This is a genomic window from Bradyrhizobium sp. ORS 278 (assembly GCF_000026145.1).
Lineage (GTDB): Bacteria > Pseudomonadota > Alphaproteobacteria > Rhizobiales > Xanthobacteraceae > Bradyrhizobium.
Genome location: NC_009445.1, coordinates 3,764,767 through 3,781,487, shown reverse-complemented (window position 1 = coordinate 3,781,487; position 16,721 = coordinate 3,764,767). Strand labels below are relative to the sequence as shown.

The 16,721-nt window shown below is 67.0% G+C and carries 18 protein-coding genes; 8 read left to right on the top strand and 10 right to left on the bottom strand.

Annotation, left to right across the window (positions count from 1 at the left end; all coding sequences use genetic code 11):
• Positions 1-3 precede the first annotated feature (3 nt).
• Both BRADO_RS16755 and epmA read right to left on the bottom strand, forming a co-directional pair.
• Complete coding sequence (locus BRADO_RS16755) at positions 4-1,098, bottom strand: lysine-2,3-aminomutase-like protein (protein ID WP_011926512.1); 1,095 nt, start codon at positions 1,096-1,098, stop codon at positions 4-6.
• Positions 1,095-2,150: an EF-P lysine aminoacylase EpmA gene (gene epmA, locus BRADO_RS16750; protein ID WP_011926511.1), complete on the bottom strand. Its 1,056-nt coding sequence runs from the start codon at positions 2,148-2,150 to the stop codon at positions 1,095-1,097. The genes BRADO_RS16755 and epmA overlap by 4 nt, the downstream gene beginning before the upstream one ends.
• Before the next feature lie 123 nt (positions 2,151-2,273).
• Here epmA and efp point away from each other — a divergent pair, with 123 nt between their 5' ends.
• The 3 genes from efp (at position 2,274) to BRADO_RS16735 (ending at position 4,868) form a co-directional block, all read left to right on the top strand.
• Positions 2,274-2,840 (top strand): elongation factor P, encoded by a 567-nt coding sequence (efp, locus tag BRADO_RS16745; protein ID WP_011926510.1) that lies wholly within the window; start codon positions 2,274-2,276, stop codon positions 2,838-2,840.
• 51 nt (positions 2,841-2,891) lie between these two features.
• Positions 2,892-4,532, top strand: coding sequence for a M23 family metallopeptidase (locus BRADO_RS16740; protein WP_011926509.1), 1,641 nt, complete (start codon positions 2,892-2,894; stop codon positions 4,530-4,532).
• A 72-nt stretch (positions 4,533-4,604) separates the two neighbouring features.
• Positions 4,605-4,868, top strand: coding sequence for a hypothetical protein (locus BRADO_RS16735; protein ID WP_011926508.1), 264 nt, complete (start codon positions 4,605-4,607; stop codon positions 4,866-4,868).
• Between the two features lie 227 nt (positions 4,869-5,095).
• On the opposite strand, the gene BRADO_RS16730 is transcribed toward BRADO_RS16735, so the two are convergent.
• Complete coding sequence (locus BRADO_RS16730; protein WP_011926507.1) at positions 5,096-5,278, bottom strand: hypothetical protein; 183 nt, start codon at positions 5,276-5,278, stop codon at positions 5,096-5,098.
• 59 nt (positions 5,279-5,337) lie between these two features.
• Positions 5,338-5,808: a carboxymuconolactone decarboxylase family protein gene (locus BRADO_RS16725; RefSeq protein WP_011926506.1), complete on the bottom strand. Its 471-nt coding sequence runs from the start codon at positions 5,806-5,808 to the stop codon at positions 5,338-5,340.
• Positions 5,809-5,856: 48 nt separating this feature from the next.
• On the opposite strand from BRADO_RS16725, the gene BRADO_RS16720 reads away from it, so the two are divergent.
• Positions 5,857-6,387 carry a MarR family winged helix-turn-helix transcriptional regulator gene (locus BRADO_RS16720; protein ID WP_011926505.1) on the top strand — a complete coding sequence of 177 codons (531 nt, stop codon included), beginning with the start codon at positions 5,857-5,859 and terminating at the stop codon, positions 6,385-6,387.
• Positions 6,388-6,438: 51 nt separating this feature from the next.
• Positions 6,439-7,659: a lytic murein transglycosylase gene (locus BRADO_RS16715; RefSeq protein WP_011926504.1), complete on the top strand. Its 1,221-nt coding sequence runs from the start codon at positions 6,439-6,441 to the stop codon at positions 7,657-7,659.
• 103 nt (positions 7,660-7,762) lie between these two features.
• Here the strand turns inward: BRADO_RS16715 and BRADO_RS16710 are convergent, their stop codons facing one another.
• Positions 7,763-8,554, bottom strand: a complete 792-nt coding sequence (locus BRADO_RS16710) for an NYN domain-containing protein (protein WP_011926503.1) — start codon at positions 8,552-8,554, stop codon at positions 7,763-7,765.
• Positions 8,555-8,781: 227 nt separating this feature from the next.
• Here BRADO_RS16710 and BRADO_RS16705 point away from each other — a divergent pair, with 227 nt between their 5' ends.
• Both BRADO_RS16705 and BRADO_RS35030 read left to right on the top strand, forming a co-directional pair.
• Positions 8,782-9,183, top strand: coding sequence for a hypothetical protein (locus BRADO_RS16705; RefSeq protein WP_173363505.1), 402 nt, complete (start codon positions 8,782-8,784; stop codon positions 9,181-9,183).
• Between the two features lie 427 nt (positions 9,184-9,610).
• Entirely contained in the window at positions 9,611-9,955 is a 345-nt protein-coding gene (locus BRADO_RS35030) for a hypothetical protein (protein ID WP_157872575.1), read from the top strand.
• On the opposite strand, the gene recJ is transcribed toward BRADO_RS35030, so the two are convergent.
• Complete coding sequence (gene recJ / locus BRADO_RS16695; protein ID WP_011926501.1) at positions 9,931-11,772, bottom strand: single-stranded-DNA-specific exonuclease RecJ; 1,842 nt, start codon at positions 11,770-11,772, stop codon at positions 9,931-9,933. The two genes, BRADO_RS35030 and recJ, sit on opposite strands and share 25 nt — an antisense overlap.
• A gap of 296 nt (positions 11,773-12,068) precedes the next feature.
• On the opposite strand from recJ, the gene BRADO_RS16690 reads away from it, so the two are divergent.
• The gene (locus BRADO_RS16690; protein ID WP_011926500.1) at positions 12,069-13,160 is read left to right on the top strand and encodes a methyl-accepting chemotaxis protein; all 1,092 of its coding nucleotides are present in this window, start codon (positions 12,069-12,071) and stop codon (positions 13,158-13,160) included.
• Here the strand turns inward: BRADO_RS16690 and BRADO_RS16685 are convergent.
• From BRADO_RS16685 to BRADO_RS16670, 4 genes are all read right to left on the bottom strand, one after another.
• The gene (locus BRADO_RS16685) at positions 13,157-13,423 is read right to left on the bottom strand and encodes a hypothetical protein (RefSeq protein WP_011926499.1); all 267 of its coding nucleotides are present in this window, start codon (positions 13,421-13,423) and stop codon (positions 13,157-13,159) included. The two genes, BRADO_RS16690 and BRADO_RS16685, sit on opposite strands and share 4 nt — an antisense overlap.
• Positions 13,424-13,432: 9 nt before the next feature.
• Positions 13,433-14,152 (bottom strand): haloacid dehalogenase type II, encoded by a 720-nt coding sequence (locus BRADO_RS16680; RefSeq protein ID WP_011926498.1) that lies wholly within the window; start codon positions 14,150-14,152, stop codon positions 13,433-13,435.
• Positions 14,153-14,167: 15 nt separating this feature from the next.
• A complete protein-coding gene (gene glpX, locus BRADO_RS16675) occupies positions 14,168-15,169 on the bottom strand; it encodes a class II fructose-bisphosphatase (protein ID WP_011926497.1) in 1,002 nt (333 codons plus the stop codon).
• A 204-nt stretch (positions 15,170-15,373) separates the two neighbouring features.
• Positions 15,374-16,690 carry a homoserine dehydrogenase gene (locus BRADO_RS16670; RefSeq protein WP_011926496.1) on the bottom strand — a complete coding sequence of 439 codons (1,317 nt, stop codon included), beginning with the start codon at positions 16,688-16,690 and terminating at the stop codon, positions 15,374-15,376.
• Positions 16,691-16,721 lie beyond the last annotated feature (31 nt).

Here is a 16,721-nt window from a genome sequence, read left to right as displayed (position 1 = left end):
ACTTCATTCCCCAGCGGGCGGATAGAGGTGCGCCTCGCCGCAATAGTCAACCACACGATAGCGCGTTTGCGCAGCCGCGGCATGATCCTGCGCAACAGATTCCTCGGCAGTGATGTATTGCGGTCCGACCGGTGCCTTGCCGTACCCGCCGGGAATGTCGAGCACGTAGTCGGGCTGGCAGAGGCCGGACACCCGGCCGCGCAACGCCCGAATCAGCGCCTGTCCTTCGGCGAGGGTGGTGCGCAGATGCGCGGTGCCGGGCGCGAGATCGCCATGGTGCAGGTAATAGGGCTTGATGCGGGTCTCGACGAAGGCGCGCATCAAGGCCTCCAAGGTCGCCGCGTCGTCATTGACGCCACGCAGCAGCACCGACTGGCTGACCAGCGGAATGCCTGCGTCGACCAGCCGCGCGCAGGCGGCGCGCACGTCCGGGCTGAGCTCGCGCGGATGGTTGGCGTGCAGCGCGACCCAAATGGCCGCGCCCTTCACCTTCAGCGCCTCCACCAGCCCCGGCGTGATGCGGGCGGGATCGGCGACCGGCAGCCGGGTATGGATGCGGATGATCCTGACGTGCTCGATCGCCGCGAGATCGGCCATGATCTCCGCCAGCCGCCGCGGCGACAGCATCAGCGGATCGCCGCCGGTGAGGATCACCTCCCAGATCTCGCCATGCGCGCGGATGTAGTCGAGCGCGCCGCAATAGGCGTCCTCGGACAGCGCGTTGTCCTTGCCCGGCCCGACCATCTCGCGGCGAAAGCAGAACCGGCAATACACCGCGCAGACATGCACCAGCTTGAGCAGCACGCGGTCCGGATAGCGGTGCACGATGCCCGGCACCGGCGCATGCGCATCGTCGCCGATGGGATCGCCGCGCTCGCCGGGCGCCCCGACCAGCTCGTCCGCCGACGGCACGAACTGGCGCGCGATCGGATCGTCGGGATCGTCGCTGTCGATCAGATCCGCCAGATGCGTCGTCACCGCGACAGCATAACGCTGCGCCACGCGTTCGAGCGTCGCCTGCTCGCCCGGATCGGCCAGGCCTTGTGCGACGAGATCGGCCGCGCTGCGCAACGTCGTCGGCCGTTCGATCCTGTTCATCGCTGCTCACCTGCCGGCGGCGTCCAAACCACCTGATCGATCCTGACCGCGCCGGCCGCCAGCATCACCAGCCGGTCGAAGCCGAGCGCCACCCCGCTCGCCTGCGGCATCGCGGCCACGGCGGCGAGGAAATCCTCATCGAGCGGATAGCGCTCGCCATAGCGCCGCTGCTTCTCTGCCATCTCCAGTTCGAACCGCCGCCGCTGCTCGAGCGCGTCCGTCAGCTCGCCGAAGCCATTGGCGAGCTCGACGCCGCAGGCATAGACCTCGAACCGCTCGGCCACGCGCGGATCCGCCGCGACCCGCGCCAGCGCGGCCTCCGGCGAGGGATATTCATACAGCACCGTCACCCGCTTGTTGCCCAGCTGCGGCTCGATGTGCTCGACCAGCACCTTGCTGAACAGGTCCGACCAGGTGTCGTCCGCGCCGATGCGGATCTTGCCCCGCGCGGCCGCCGCCAGCGCGTCGCGGTCGCCGGTCCGGTCGCGGATCGTCGCCAGCAGGTCGATGCCGGCATGACGCTCGAAGGCGCCGGCCACGGTCAGCAGCTCGGGCTCGGCATAGGGATCGGCGGTGCGGCCGCGGAAGGCGAACTGCCTGATCCCGGTGGCCTGCGCGGCATGGGCGATCACCACCACGGTGTCGGCCATGATGGCGTCGTACGGCGCCTCGGCCCGGTACCATTCCAGCATCGTAAATTCGGGCAGATGCAGGTCGCCGCGCTCGCGGTCGCGGAACACCCGGGCAAATTCGAAGATCCGCCGCTCCCCCGCCGCCAGCAGCTTCTTGCAGGCAAACTCCGGAGAGGTTCTCAAGTACCTTTTATGTTGGACCCCGTCAGCCGCCATCAGCGCGGTCGCTGGCGCGTGCAGATGGGTCTCGTTGCCTGGGGACAGCTGGAGGATGCCGGTTTCGACCTCGGTGAACCCCTGCTCCTCGAACCACCCCCGAAGGGCGCGCGTGATGGCGGCCCGGGCCTGCAGGAATGGCCTGACATCGGCATGTCGCTGCGGCGACCACCAGGGCGACGGGGATGGCTCCTGGCCTGTCATGCGGTCGCCAAAAGACTGGCAAGCTCGGACAAAATCAGTATGTTGCGCCCCGAAACCGCACCCGGCGTCCGACCGCCGCCCGGCTCTGCCCGTTGCCGGGCCCCAAGATCAGGAAAAACAGCTTTGAAAGTCATCGCCAGCTCTATTCGCAAGGGTAACGTCATTGAGCAAGACGGCAAGCTTTACGTTGTCGTCAGCGCCGAGAACATCCATCCCGGCAAGGGCACCCCGGTCAGCCAGATCGAAATGCGCCGAATCAGCGACGGCGTGAAGATCTCCGAGCGCTACAAGACCACCGACCAGGTCGAGAAGGCCACGATCGAAGAGCGCAACTACACCTACCTGTACGAAGACCAGGACGGCTTCCACTTCATGAACCCGGAGACCTACGACCAGGTCCAGGTGCCGAAGGACGTCGTCGGCACGCAGGCGGCGTATCTCCAGGAGAACATGACCGTCAAGCTGTCGATGCACGACACCAACCCCGTCTCGATCGCGCTGCCGCAGCGCGTCACGCTGGAGGTCGTCGAGACCGAGCCGGTCACCAAGGGCCAGACCGCGTCGTCATCGTACAAGCCGGCCGTGCTCTCCAACGGCGTCCGCACCGGCGTGCCGCCGCACATTACCGTCGGCACCCGCATCGTTGTGATGACCGAGGACGGCTCCTATTGCGAGCGCGCCAAGGACTGACGCATGATGCAGGCGGAGATGGCATGATCTGACGCCGGGGGGCGCGGGGGATTGGGGGCAAGGATCACCTTTATCACCGCGGCCCTTGCTGCGGTGATCACGCTGCCCGCGACCTTCGGGGCGCGCGCGACCGACTCCTTCGCCCCGCCGGCCATCTCGCTGCAACGCGCCGACTGGCGGGCTGCGCTCGACCAGCTTCGCTCCGAGCTCAATACGGACCCCGATGTCGCCGCCGACTTCGCGACGGCAGCGCGCCCGCGCGGCGTCGACAGCGATGATCAGCGCGGGCGGCCCGCATTGGCCCAGCTCAACGGTGTGACCTCCGCCATCTTCACGGGGATCGGACGCAGTCCGGTCCCCGTTCTGCTGCCGTTCGACACGTCGGCCTATCTCGGCGCCCGCCGTCGCGGCGCGATCGATCCGCAGACCTTGCCGCGCTACCAGGCCGACTTCCGGACCGATCTGTTCGACGCCGGTCCGTCCGGCTACGATGCGGTGTTCTCGCTCGCGCCGGACGTGACCTCAGGCCTGCCCTCGCGCATCTTCGCGAGGCCCGTCGAGATACAGATCACCGGCTCGATCATCACCTACGACATTGCCGATCCCGCCGGCGGCAAGGGCGAGGCGGTCAAGGTGCTGTCGGCGCAATATCCCGATCTGCGCCGCTTCATCCGCGAGGGCTATGTCCGCTACGCCTTCACCCGCTTCGGCGTGCCCTATGTGGTCTCGATCCAGTGCCTCGACAGCGCACCCCGGCCGAAGCGCCTGGCCTGCCGCGAAGCCTATCCGATCGCCGAGCGTTTCCTGAAAGCGCTGCGCGTCACCGGTGGACAGCCGTCCCGCAGCGCGCCGGCGATCACGCCGGTCGCCGTCGAACGGCCCGCGACGTTCGATCCCGATTTCACCTATCGTCCGGTCGGCGACATCGTCATGAACTCGGGCGCGCGCGGCCAGGGCGGCCGCGCCGATCCGACCGCCTATTCGCAGATCCGCTTTCCGCTCGACGCGCCCGCCTATGTGCATTCGCAGTCGTTCGGCCGAAGGCGCGCCAGCGACAAGCTCGACCAGCCCTGGAGCCAATATCCCTGGCGCGACAATTTCTGCGAGGCGCGCGACTTCAACGTCGGCCAGTGCGCCAGCGGCCTGGGCCATCAGGGCCAGGATCTCAGGCCTGGAACCTGCCCGATGCGCCGCGACGGTCCCGAGGGTTGCGATCCGTGGCGGCAGCGCGTGCTCGCGGTCCGCGACGGCGTCGTGATCCGGAGCGCCAGGCAGCAGGGCGCGATCATCCAGGTCAACACCGGCACCGAGCACATCCGCTTCCGCTACATGCACATGAACCCGACCGCGATGGACAATGACGGTTTGCTCAACGGCCGCGTCTTGCGCGAGGGCGAGCCGATCGGCGTTGTGTCGAACTATCTCGATCACCCCAACGGCACCACGCGCCATCTGCATTTCGACGTCCAATTGTTCACGCGTGACGGCTGGATCTGGGTCAATCCCTATATGACGCTGATCTCGGCCTATGAGCGACTGATCGGCGGCCGCGGCCGCGAGGTCGGTGTGGAGATGGCGGCCACGCCTCCTCCGCCTGTGAACACGACCACCGGGACGATCAGCACGCCCCCGCAAGGCCCCTCCCTGCTCGGCCCCGCCGCCGATGCCGCTGCCGGACGCGACCGGAACTGATCGCGCGCGCAGCCGGCTTGATCGGAACCGACCTCTCGGGCGGCGGGTTATCCGCCGCATGGAGGATGACGGATGGGTACAGGCACGCCTCGCCACAGAATCGGACTGGCGCTGGCTTCAGCGGCGATCGCGCTGATCTGCGTGAGCGCGCTCATCATGCTGGTTCGCGACCGCTGGCATCCACCCGAGATCAAATCCGCCGAGGCCGCCCGCCACTCCACGACCGGGCAGGTCGCCCGCGCCGCCGGCGCCCGCGTGATGCCGACCGATTCCAGCCTCTCGATCGAACCGAAGCCGGAAGGCCCGAAGCGCGCACAGCCGGCGAATCCGTTTTGACGCGGAGCATGCTGAGGAGGTCGAGCTACAGCGCTCAAACGATACGAGTTACTTCGGCGCGGCGAAGGCTCGGTCATCCACGTTGTTCGACGAGCTCAGCTCGACGTGGATGCAGAGGACAAGCCCGGAACAAGCTAATGACAAGCTCGGGCATGACGGCGCAATCATATGTAAGCGATCACGTTTGCTTCGGCCACATCTGCTGCTGTCGTCGCCAGAGCGTCGCCTCACGCCGACCACTTGTCCTCTTCGCGACGGTGCTCCTCGGTATTGAGGCGCTCGGCGATTTCGTCGGCCATGGCCTCGGTGTCGGTGCGCGCGATCGTCTTGCCGTCCCGGCGGCAGACGCGGCCCTTCTCGGCCTCCAGCGGGAAATCGTCGGGCTTGAGCGGCTCGTTCGGCTCGGTCATGGACGCCTCCTCTGACATGAAGGCACAACACGCAGCGCTCCGCCCAGGTTCCATCGGCCTCAGCCGGTGGCGCGCGCCAGCCGCTCCGCCGGCGTCCAGCGGAACGCCACGCCATAGCGGTTCCACAGATTGATCACGCCGATCGCCGAGGTCAGAAACACCAGCTCGGTGTCGGAGAATTCGGCGCGCGCCGCGTCATAGACCTCGTCGCTGACACCGTCCTCCAGTCTCGTGAGCGCCTCGGTGAAGGCCAGCGCCGCGCGTTCGCGGGCTGAAAATTGCGGCGCCTCGCGCCAAACCACCACGAGATTGATCTTGTCGGCGGAGACGCCGAGCCTCTCCGCCAGCAGCACGTGATGCTGCACGCAGAATGCACAGCCGTTGATCTGAGACGCGCGGATCTTGATGAGCTCGAGCAGCTGCTTGTCGAGGCCGGCCTTGGCCGCCTGCTGGCTCACTGCGAGGATCGCCTCGTACAGCTCCGGGGCCTGGCTCCGGAACGTCGTGTAGTCGCTGCGCGCAAGTGACATTGTTTATCTCATGTTATCAGCCTTCTGATAATTTATCAGAGCTATGATATGACGCGCAAGACGACAACCCGATCCGTTCAGCGGCGAGCGCCGCGCCGTCGCGTGGCGGCGGCTCCGCCGTCGGCCCGCCCGCCGCTCCCGGGCGAAGGCAAGCGCGGCGAGGACGGACATCTCGCCTATCTGCTGCGCCAGGCGCAGGCGGCGGCCCGGCTGTCGCTCGAGCGCGCCCTGACCGCGACCGGTCTGACCCATCCGCAATTCGTGGTGCTGACGATGTTGAAGGCCTATCCGGGCCTGTCCGGCGCCGACTGCGCCCGCCTCGCCGTGCTGACGCCGCAGACCGTCAACGTCATCATCGCAAATCTGGAGCGTGACGGCGCCATCCGCCGGACGCCGCATCCGGTGCACGGCCGCATGCTGCAATGGAGCCTGACCCCGCGCGGCCGCGCGCTGCTGACGCGGGCGCGGCGCCAGGCGACTGCGCTGGAGCGCCGCCTCGCCGCCGGTCTCGGCCAGCGGGATCTCGCAACGATTCGACGCTGGCTGGCGCGCATCGCCGCCGAGTTCCATCCGGATTGAGCGCTGCGGGGGGTCTGCCGTCCGCAGGCCGCAGCGGCTAGACTGCCGGACATGACCCAGCCCGATTCCCCGACCCGCCGCACCCTGCTCCGCTCCGGCCTCGGTGCCGCCGCGCTGCTCGTGCCTGCCGTGCCGGCACTGGCCGCACCGGCCGAATTCGACGCCTGGCGCGATGGCTTCCGCGCCCGCGCGCTCGCCAAGGGCATCTCGCAGGCGACCTGGACGCGCGTCATGGCGCGGCTCGAGCCCGACATGACTGTCTTCAGGGAGTTGCGCAATCAGCCGGAGTTCAAGGAGCAGCTCTGGCAGTACGTCAATCGCCGCGTCTCCGACTGGCGCGTCATCAACGGCAAGGTCGCGCTGAAGCAGAACGAGGCGCTGTTCGCCCGAATCGAGAAGGATTTCGGCGTCGAGCGCGGCACGCTGCTGGCGCTATGGGGCGTCGAGTCGGCCTATGGCGATCCGCTGGTGCAGCAGAACCACATGCGCCCGGTGTTTCCGGCGCTCGCCGCGCTCGCCTGGAACGAGCCGCGCCGCAAGGCCTATTGGGAGACCGAGCTCACCAACGCGCTCAAAATTGTCGACCGCGGCTGGAGCACGCCGGAGGAGATGCGCGGCTCCTGGGCCGGCGCGATGGGGCATACGCAATGGATGCCGGAGGTCTGGCTCAATGTCGGCTTCGACTATGACGGCGACGGCAAGATCTCGCCTTTCGGCAAGCCGGACGACGCGCTCGGCTCGACCGCGCGCTATCTCGTCAACCGCGGCAAGTATCACCGCGGCGAGCATTGGGGCTACGAGGTGCGCGCGCCCGGCAACATGTCGGGCAGCAGGACCTACGCGGCCTGGCAGGCCGCCGGCGTCACCCGCGCCGACGGCGAGCCGTTTCCGCAACCGAACGCGTCGGCGCAACTCTGGATCCCGGTCGAGGGCGGCCCGGCCTTCCTGCTGGGGCCGAACTTCTACTCGGTGAAGTCCTACAATCCGGCGATGAGCTACGCGCTCGCGATCTGCCATCTCGGCGACCGCATCCTGGGCGCCCCGCCCTTCCTGCAGCCCTTCCCCGGCTCCGAGCGCGCGCTCACGCTCGCCGAAGTGCAGGAGATGCAGAAGCGCCTGACCGCGGCCGGCTTCGCGACCGGCGGCACCGACGGCCGCGTCGGCAACGACACGATGAAGGCGATCCGCGACTTCCAGGCCAAGGCCGGCCTCACGCCCGCCGACGGCTATGGCGGCCTGAAGGTGCTGACGAAGCTGCGACAGGGCGGTTGACAGTTCAAGGTTCGTAGGGTGGGCAAAGGCGCTGCTGTGCTCTCGCCGCCTACGAGATCGTCGTGGCGCCGTGCCCACCCTCCGCAATCCTGGAAAAGCTGAACTACGGCTTGGCCGCCTCGCGCTGTCCCCTCGTCGCCCTCGCCCTGGGCTGGGGCGTGCTCGCAGCCTTCACCCGAATCCTGACCGAGCCGCCGCCCTTCGACTGCTCCTCGATCTCGAAAGCGCCGGTCTTGCGCACGAGATCGCTGAGCTTGCGGCAGCCATAGGTCCGCGGATCAAAGTCGGAGACGAGATTCGACAACTGCTTGCCGACCTCGCCGAGCGCGACCCAGCCGTCCTCGCTCTCCATCTGCGTGATGACCTTCTTGATGACAGGCGTTGCCGCGCTGATCGGCTGCAACGGCTTCGGCGCCGCCGCGCTGTCCGCATCCTTGCTGCCCGCCGCATCGCTGCGCAGGTTCTCCGTGTAGATGAACCGGCGGCAGGCCTGCCGAAAACTCTCCGGCGTCTTCTGCTCACCGAAGCCGAACACATCGATGCCCTGCTCGCGGATGCGCGCGGCGAGCCGGGTGAAGTCGCTGTCGGATGACACCAGGCAGAAGCCGTCGAACCGGCCGCTGTGCAGCAGGTCCATCGCGTCGATCACCAGCGTGATGTCGGACGCGTTCTTGCCGGTGGTGTAGGCGAACTGCTGCTGCGGCACGATCGCATGGCGCGCCAGCGTGTCCGCCCACGGCTTCGAGCGCGGGCTCGAGAAGTCGCCATAGATCCGGCGCACGCTGGCTTCCCCGATCTTGGCGATCTCCTCGAACAATCCGTCGACGATCTTGGCCGAGGCATTGTCGGCGTCGATCAGGACGGCGAGACGCGGCGAGCGGGGTTCGGATGGCATTTGGTGTCCTTCAAAAGGGCTTTGGTTCGTTCCTTATAACCTGAACCGACGTTCCGTCCGACCACATCATGGCCCGGGTTGAGGGTCGCCGGCTGAGTTTCCGACCCACGACCATTCGCATACGAATAAATTCGCAGTTCTGCGCGCCTTGCGACCGCCGTTTTCACTTTCCTTTAATTTGCGATGCACAACCATGCCGCGACCATTCGGCAGGTTCTGTAAGCGCCATGATGAAAGAAGGCACCTATTCCGCCTGGTTCAAGACGCCCCGAGGCCAGGGCACGGGGATCGTCGAGTTGGTGGGCGGCATCGTCCGTGGCGGCGATACCGTGCTCAGCTATTTCGGCAGCTACAAGACCCAGGGCGACCGGTTCACCGCTCTCATCAAGACCAGGCGCCACGCCTCGGGACAGCCGTCGCTGTTCGGCCCCGACGAGCTGACGCTCAGCCTCGAAGGGTGCTGCAGGGGCACGCCTCTCACCTGCTCCGGCAGGGCGGCGGAGGCGCCCGATGTGCCGTTCGAGGCCATTCTGCTCTACTCCGCGCCGGACGATGTCGCGTGTCCGCCGGCGCAGCGCCCAGCGCGGAAATTCAATCCTGATCAGTGGCCCAAGCCGATCTGGCGCTGAGCCCGCATCCGGCCTAGGCGAATTTCGGGAAGCCTTTCAACGACCTGCTCGCGCGCGCTTCCGGCGGCCAAAAATCCCGCTTGCTTTTATTCCGAAAATCGGAAATAACATGCAGGTCCTGTCCTCATCAGAGGGACGCTTCGCGATCGTCACGAACGTGGAGGATGGGATGCGGTGGCCGCGATCGTGTCGCAGCGTGCTTGGCGCGCCGACGAACGACGGGGTTGCGGACGCGAAATCGCGTGGTCCTGGCGCCCCGAAGCTGGCGCCAAGCCCTGGGGTGATGATGATCCCGGAGGCGACGGTGGCTACCAAGCCGGACACCGGGGAGATCGCGTATAAGCGTGAAGCCCATCGCGCAGGGAATGCCGGTTGAACCGGCTTTGCCTGTGGTGACTGCCGCCTGCTTTTTGTTTGCAGGCGGGCCATGGGTGAGGCCTTCACCCGGCATTCCCTGCGCCCTCTTTCATCGATGAGGGTTTCGATCAGGCATCACTCGGGCGCATCTGCGCGGCGAGATCGTCAACTCACGCGTGTTTATCGGAAGCATGACGTCGCAACATTCTCCGCTGTCATCGCCCGCGAAGGCGGGCGATCCAGTACTCCGCGGCCTATCGGCTCAATCATGACCAGCAGTGGCTACTGGATCGCCCGGTCAAGCCGGGCGATGACAGCGGTGATCAACGCCAAAGCGGAATGCATCGCTGAGCTGAGGAGACGATGCGAACAGATCGCCCCGGCCAAAGGCTACCTGATCATTGCCGGACCGTGATCCGGCACGGCGACATCGAGCACGCGCAGTTGCACGCGCTCGACGCCCTGGTAGCGATCGACCGTCAGGGTCCCCGCGACATGCAGGACCTGGCCGCGATGCTGCACCAGAGCGTTGCCGAGCCTCTGGCCGACCGAGCGGAACGCGATCGCATTCACCGTGGCGCCGTCGCCGGACTTGAACCGCAGCTTGAGATGCGCCTGCCCGACCTCGTCGGCATAGACCAGCTGATGCGATGGCAGCGCCACGATCGGCTCGGGATTGCCGCTGCCGAACGGACCGGCGCGGTTGAGCGTGTTGACCAGCTCCGGCGTCGCAGCGCGCGCACTGATCGCGCCGTCGATCAGGATCTCGTTGACGTGCCGCGCCTCGGCGACATCGGCGGCGAGCGCGTTTTCCAGATAGGCGCGAAACTCCGCCAGCCGCTCCTTGCGCAAGGTGACGCCGGCGGCCATCGCGTGCCCGCCGCCCTTCATCAGCAGGCCCTGCTCCACCGCGTGACGCACCGCCTTGCCGAGATCGACGCCGGGAATGGAGCGCCCCGATCCCGTGCCGATGCCGCCCGGCTCGAGCGCGATCGCGAAAGCCGGCCGCGCGAACTTTTCCTTCAACCGCGACGCCACCAGCCCGACCACCCCGGGATGCCAGCCTTCCGACGCGGTGACGATGACAGCGCCTTTGTCCTCCAGGCCGAGCGAGGCCAGCGCCTCAGCCTCGGCCTGCGCTTCGGCCTGCTGCTCGATGACGCGGCGCTCGGTGTTGAGCCGGTCGAGCTCAGCGGCAATGCGCGCGGCTTCGGAAACGTCGCCCTCCAGCAGCAGCCGCACGCCGAGATCGGCGCGGCCGATCCGGCCGCCGGCATTGATGCGCGGCCCGAGCATGAAGCCAAGATGCCACGCCTCGGGCGGACCGTTCAGGCGCGCGACATCCATCAGCGCGGTGTGGCCGACGTGATCGCGCCGCCGCATCGCGATCAGCCCCTTGGCCACGAAGGCGCGGTTCAGCGCGATCAGCGGCGCGACATCGGCGACGGTGCCGAGCGCGACGTGATGCAGCATCGACAGCAGGTCCGGCTCCGGCCGCGTGCCGCTCCAAAAGCCGCGGCTGCGCAGCTCTCGATTGACCGCCACCAGGGTCACAAAGGTCAGTCCGACCGCGGCGAGATAACCGAGACCGGAGAGATCGTCGGGCCGGTTCGGATTGACCAGCGCCTCGACCTCCGGCAGCTCCTCGCCGCATTGGTGGTGGTCGATGACGACCACGGACATGCCGAGTCGCCGCGCCTCGGCCAAGGGCTCCAGGCTGGTCGTGCCGCAGTCCACGGTCACCAGCAGGGTCGCACCCTTATTGGCGAGCGCGCGGATGGCGTCAGTGTTTGGGCCGTAGCCCTCGAAGATGCGATCGGGAATGTGGATCAGCGGATCGAGCCCGCAATGGCGCAGGTGCCAGGCCAGCAGCGCGGCCGAGGTGGCGCCGTCGACGTCGTAGTCGCCGAAGATCGCAACCTTCTCGCCTTTCACCGCGGCGTCGGCGATGCGCTGGGCCGCCGCTTCCATCTGCGTCACGGTGAACGGATCCGGCATCAGCTTGCGGATGGTCGGGTCGAGGAAGTCCTGCACGGCATCGAGCGCAACATCGCGCCCGGCCAGTACCCGGGCCAGCATCTCCGGAAGCTGGTAGCGCTGCACGATGGCGAGCGCCCGCGCCGCTCCGCGCGTATCCAGCCGGTCGCGCCACAGCTTGTTGGTCAGCGACAGCCGCACGCCGAGGAACGCCTGGGGGGCGCTGGTCGGCAAGGCGGCGGCGGACAGCATCATGGATCGCGAAGCCTCGTGGGCGGCAGGCTGATTCGGAATCAGGCGACGAATCTACAGCAACGGGGTTCGGGGATCAGGGCGCGCAACGGAAACCCCACCGGATTCTCAACTTATCCCGGCAACTCCTGGCGTTTTGCGGGACCGACGGGGAGTTGCCTAAAAATTCAGCTATGTCTAAGGGCGTGCATTAAACAGCCGTTAGGCGAACTCCTTTCAATTTCAATCAAAAGAAGGGTTGCTTGCGCGGCGAGTCCGCAAGGCCGCGGAAGGCGCGCAGCAACGTGGAGAACATGCCGATGCTGACTGCGCCTGATCTGAAGTCCTCGCCCGGAATCGTTCCATCACAGGCGCCGCGCGTCGAGGACGAGACCGACGTCTCGGCGCTGATCGCGCGACTGACCGGCGAGGTCAACCAGATCGCCTGTGAGAAGACCAAGTCGATCCAGCAGATCACCAACCAGATGAAGATGCTGGCGTTGAACGCGCTGATCGAGAGCTCGCGGGTCGGCGCGCAAGGCGCCGGCTTTGCCGTCGTGGCGCAGGAGGTGCGCGCGGTCGGCCAGCAGGTCGAGACCATCGCGCGCGAGCTGGAAGGCCAGCTCACCACCCGCACCGGCAACCTCAAGAGCTCGATCGAGCGGATGACCGAGCGCGCGCGCGGCGAGCGCATGGTCGATCTGGCGCTGAACGCGATCGAGCTGATCGACCGCAACCTCTATGAGCGGACCTGTGACGTGCGCTGGTGGGCGACGGACTCCGCGGTGGTCGATTGCGCCGCTGCGCCGGATGCCGACCGGGTCGCCCACGTCTCCGAACGGCTCGCGGTGATCCTCTCCGCTTATACTGTCTATCTCGATCTGTGGCTGTGCGATCCCTCGGGCAAGGTCATCGCCAATGGCCGCGCCGATCGCTACAACGTCGTCGGCCAGAGCGTCGCGGATACCAAGTGGTTTCGCGAGGCGCGCGGCCTGCGCTCGGGCGACGACTACGTCGCCGGCGACGTCGAATGCCAGCCGCTGCTCGGCAACGCCCAGGTCGCGACCTATTGCGCCTCGGTGCGCGAGAACGGCAAGGCGCATGGCAAGCCGCTCGGCGTGCTCGCCATCCATTTCGACTGGGAGGCGCAGGCGCGCGCGATCGTGCAAGGGGTGCGCGTCAGCGAGAGCGACAAAGCCCGCGCGCTGCTGGTGGATTCCAGCCACCGCGTGATCGCCTCGTCGGACGGCCAGGGCATTCTCAGCGAGCGGGTGTCGCTCAAACTCGATGGCAAAGGGAGCGGCTTCTATCAGGATGCGTCGGGCCGCATGGTCGCCTTCCACGCCACGCCCGGCTACGAGACCTACAAGGGCCTCGGCTGGTATGGCGTGATCGTGTCGGGCGGAAGCTAATCAGGAGTCAGCCACTGCACGCCCTGGGCCGACATCGTGAGAACTGGTCCTCGCCGCTCATAGTTGGAGAAGCAGCCGTCGAATTCGATGATCTGATACTCGCGCTTGCATGCGTCCCCGGCCATGCACGGCGGAAGGTTTGGATGTTGTCCAAACGGTATGGTGGCAAGCCTTCGCAGCTCGTCCATCGCGGCTTCGAAGCTCTCGAACTTGCCGAGCCATTCGGCGTGGATTTCATCCTCGATGACGAACACCACGGCCATGCCGATGTCTCAGCAGCCCAGACGATCAGCGATGCCGTTGAAGTCGGCGGCGACGATGTCCCAGGCGCCGGTGGCCTCGAAGTCGCGGTTCTGCAGCGGGCCGTATTCGGTGGGACGCGCGACGAAGGCGGTCTTCAGGCCGTAACGCTGCGCGGCTTCGAGATCGTTGTTGTGCGCGGCGACCATCATGACCTCGCCGGGCAAAAGACCAAGGAGGCGCGCGGCGCCGAGATAGGTCTCGGGGTCGGGCTTGTAGTGCTGAAACAGCTCGGCGGAGAGCACGAGGTCCCAGGGGAGACCCGCGAACTTCGCCATGTTGGTGAGCAGTGCGACATTGCCGTTGGAGAGCGGCGAGATGATGTATCTGGATTTCAGCCGGGTCAGCCCGGCGACGCTGTCGGCCCACGGATGCAGCCGGTGCCAGCCGCGGGTCAGATAGTCGAGATCGGCCTCGGTCAGTCCAGTGATGCCGAGCTTTGCGACCAGCGTCTCAAGCGAATGCCGGTGCAGCACGTCGAGAATCAGGTAGCCGCGTTCCGGATGCTTGCGCACCTCGTCCATCGAGCCGACATAGAGCCCGCGCCAGCCGTCGACAAGCGCGGTCCAGTCGCCTTCGACCCCACGGCTCTTCGACCACGCGGTGAAATCGTTGATCAGACTGGTGCGCCAGTCGACGACGGTGCCGAACACGTCGAACACCAGCGCCTTGACCATCGAGAGATCGGACATCGCGACGCTCCGCCGTCAGTCGAGGTGGAACTTCTCCAGCTGGCGGTGCTCGGCGCGGATGTAGCGCACGGTGCCGGTGACCGAGCGCATCACGACGGTCTCGGTCTCGATCACCCCGTCCTTGCGGAACTTGACGCCGGAGAGCAGCGAGCCGGTGGTGACGCCGGTGGCCGCGAACAAGCAGTCGCCGCGGGCCATGTCCTCGATGCCGTAGATCATCTTGGGATCGCCGACGCCCATCTTGTGGGCGCGCTCGCGCTTCTCCTCGGTGTCGAGGATCAGGCGGCACTGCATCTGGCCGCCGATGCAGCGCAGGGCCACCGCGGCCAGCACGCCCTCGGGCGCGCCGCCGGTGCCGAGATACATGTCGACGCCGGTGTTGTCGGGATCGGCGCAATGGATCACGCCGGCGACGTCACCGTCGGTGATCAGGCGCACGGCGGCGCCGGTCGAGCGCACGCCGTGAATGATGTCGGCGTGACGGGGACGGTCCAGAACCAGCACGGTGATGGCCGAGGTATCCACGCCCTTGGCCTTGGCCAGACGGCGAACATTGTCAGCGGGCGTCGCATCGAGATCGACCACGCCCTTCTGGTAGCCGGGACCGACGGCGATCTTCTGCATGTAGACGTCCGGCGCGTGCAGCAGGGTGCCGCCGTCCGCCATCGCCATGGTGGCGATCGAACCGGGCATGTTCTTGGCGCACAGGGTGGTGCCTTCAAGCGGGTCAACAGCGATGTCCACGCGGGGACCGGCGTTGAGGCCGACCTTCTCGCCGATGTAGAGCATCGGCGCCTCGTCGCGCTCGCCCTCGCCGATCACGATCGTGCCCTCGATCGGCAGCTTGTTGAGTTCGCGGCGCATCGCGTCGACCGCCGCCTGGTCGGCCGGCTTCTCCTGACCATGGCCGCGCAGACGCGCCGCCGACACCGCCGCCCGCTCGGTCACGCGCACCAGCTCCAAGGTGAGGATGCGCTCGAGCAGCAATTGTTGCGGGACGGAAATCTGCGTCGACATCGGTCAACTCCTCAAGACGTCAAGGCGGATCTCCGCCATCAAATTCTACCAGCCGGCAGCCGCCATCGGGGGCGGCTCACGGTTCAGCGGGCCGGCCCGGTTGGCCGCTGCACGCCACTCGATTTCACCGGTTTGAGCATGAACCTAGCCCAAACGCCACGCGTTTGTTTGAGCAGGGACAACCGGTTCCCTGGGCATCCCAGATTAATTCTTCTCGATCCGGATCACCTGCGGCTTGCCGCTGATCACCTTGTCGCGCTGCACGGCCTGGAGCGCCTTGTACACGGCGTCCTCATGCGTGGCATAGGTGATCAGGATCACAGGCACGGGCCCGCCCTTGGCGCCGGTCTTCAGCGGCTCGCTGCCGTTGGGATGGCGCTGCACGATCGACTCGATCGAGATCTTCTGCTCGGCGAGGCGCGTGGCGATCGTCGCGGCAGTGCCGGCGTGATCGCGGGCCATCAGTCGGATGTAGTAGCCGCCTTCGTGCCGCTCCATCGGCGCCTTCTCGGTCGCCTGCAGCTTGTCGACCGGTCGTCCGAACGGCGCCGCGCGGATACCGCGCGCGACATCGGCGATATCAGCCAGGACCGCGGACGCGGTCGCCGCGCCCCCTGCTCCCGGTCCGACCAGAGTGATCGGCGGAATGCCCTCGCCGTCGATGGTCACCGCGTTGGTCACGCCCATGACCTGGGCGATCGACGACGATTTCGGCACCATGGTCGGATGCACGCGCTGCTCGATGCCCTTGGCCGTGCGCACGGCGACGCCGAGCAGCTTGACGCGGTAGCCGAGCTCGGCGGCCGCCTTCAGATCCTCCGGGGCGATCGAGGAGATGCCTTCCACGTAGATGGATTTTTCCGCGACCTGGGTGCCGAAGGCGAGGCTCGCGAGGATCGCGAGCTTCTGCGCGGTGTCGTGGCCATGGATGTCGAACGACGGATCGGCCTCGGCGTAGCCGAGACGCTGCGCGTCCGCCAGGCACTCGTCGAACGACAGACCTTCCTGCTCCATCCGGGTCAGGATGTAGTTGCAGGTGCCATTGAGAATGCCGTAGACGCGGCTGATGCCGGTGCCGGCGAGGCCTTCGCGCAGGGTCTTGATGACCGGAATCGCGGCGCAGACAGCGGCCTCGAAATTCAGCGCGCCGCCGTGCTTCTCGGCCGCCTTGGCGAGCTTCAGACCGTGCCTGGCGATCAGCGCCTTGTTCGCGGTCACCACCGACTTGCCGGCCTTGAGCGCGGTGTCGATTGCCGACAGCGCGGGATCACCTGCACCACCCATCAGCTCGACCAGACAGTCGACTTCGGGGTCGCTGGCGAGCGCCAGCGGATCCTTGGCCCACTTGATCCCGGAGAGATCGATCGCGCGCTTCTTCTTCGACCGCGCCGTGACCGCCACGACCTGCACGGGACGCCCCGTCCGCTCGGTGAGCACGCGCCCCTGCCGCTCGATCAGACGAACGACCTCGGCACCCACGGTGCCGAGGCCCGCGATGCCCACTCTCAGGGGTGCGACCATGGAATCAAAGAACCTGCAGCAAGGACAACGG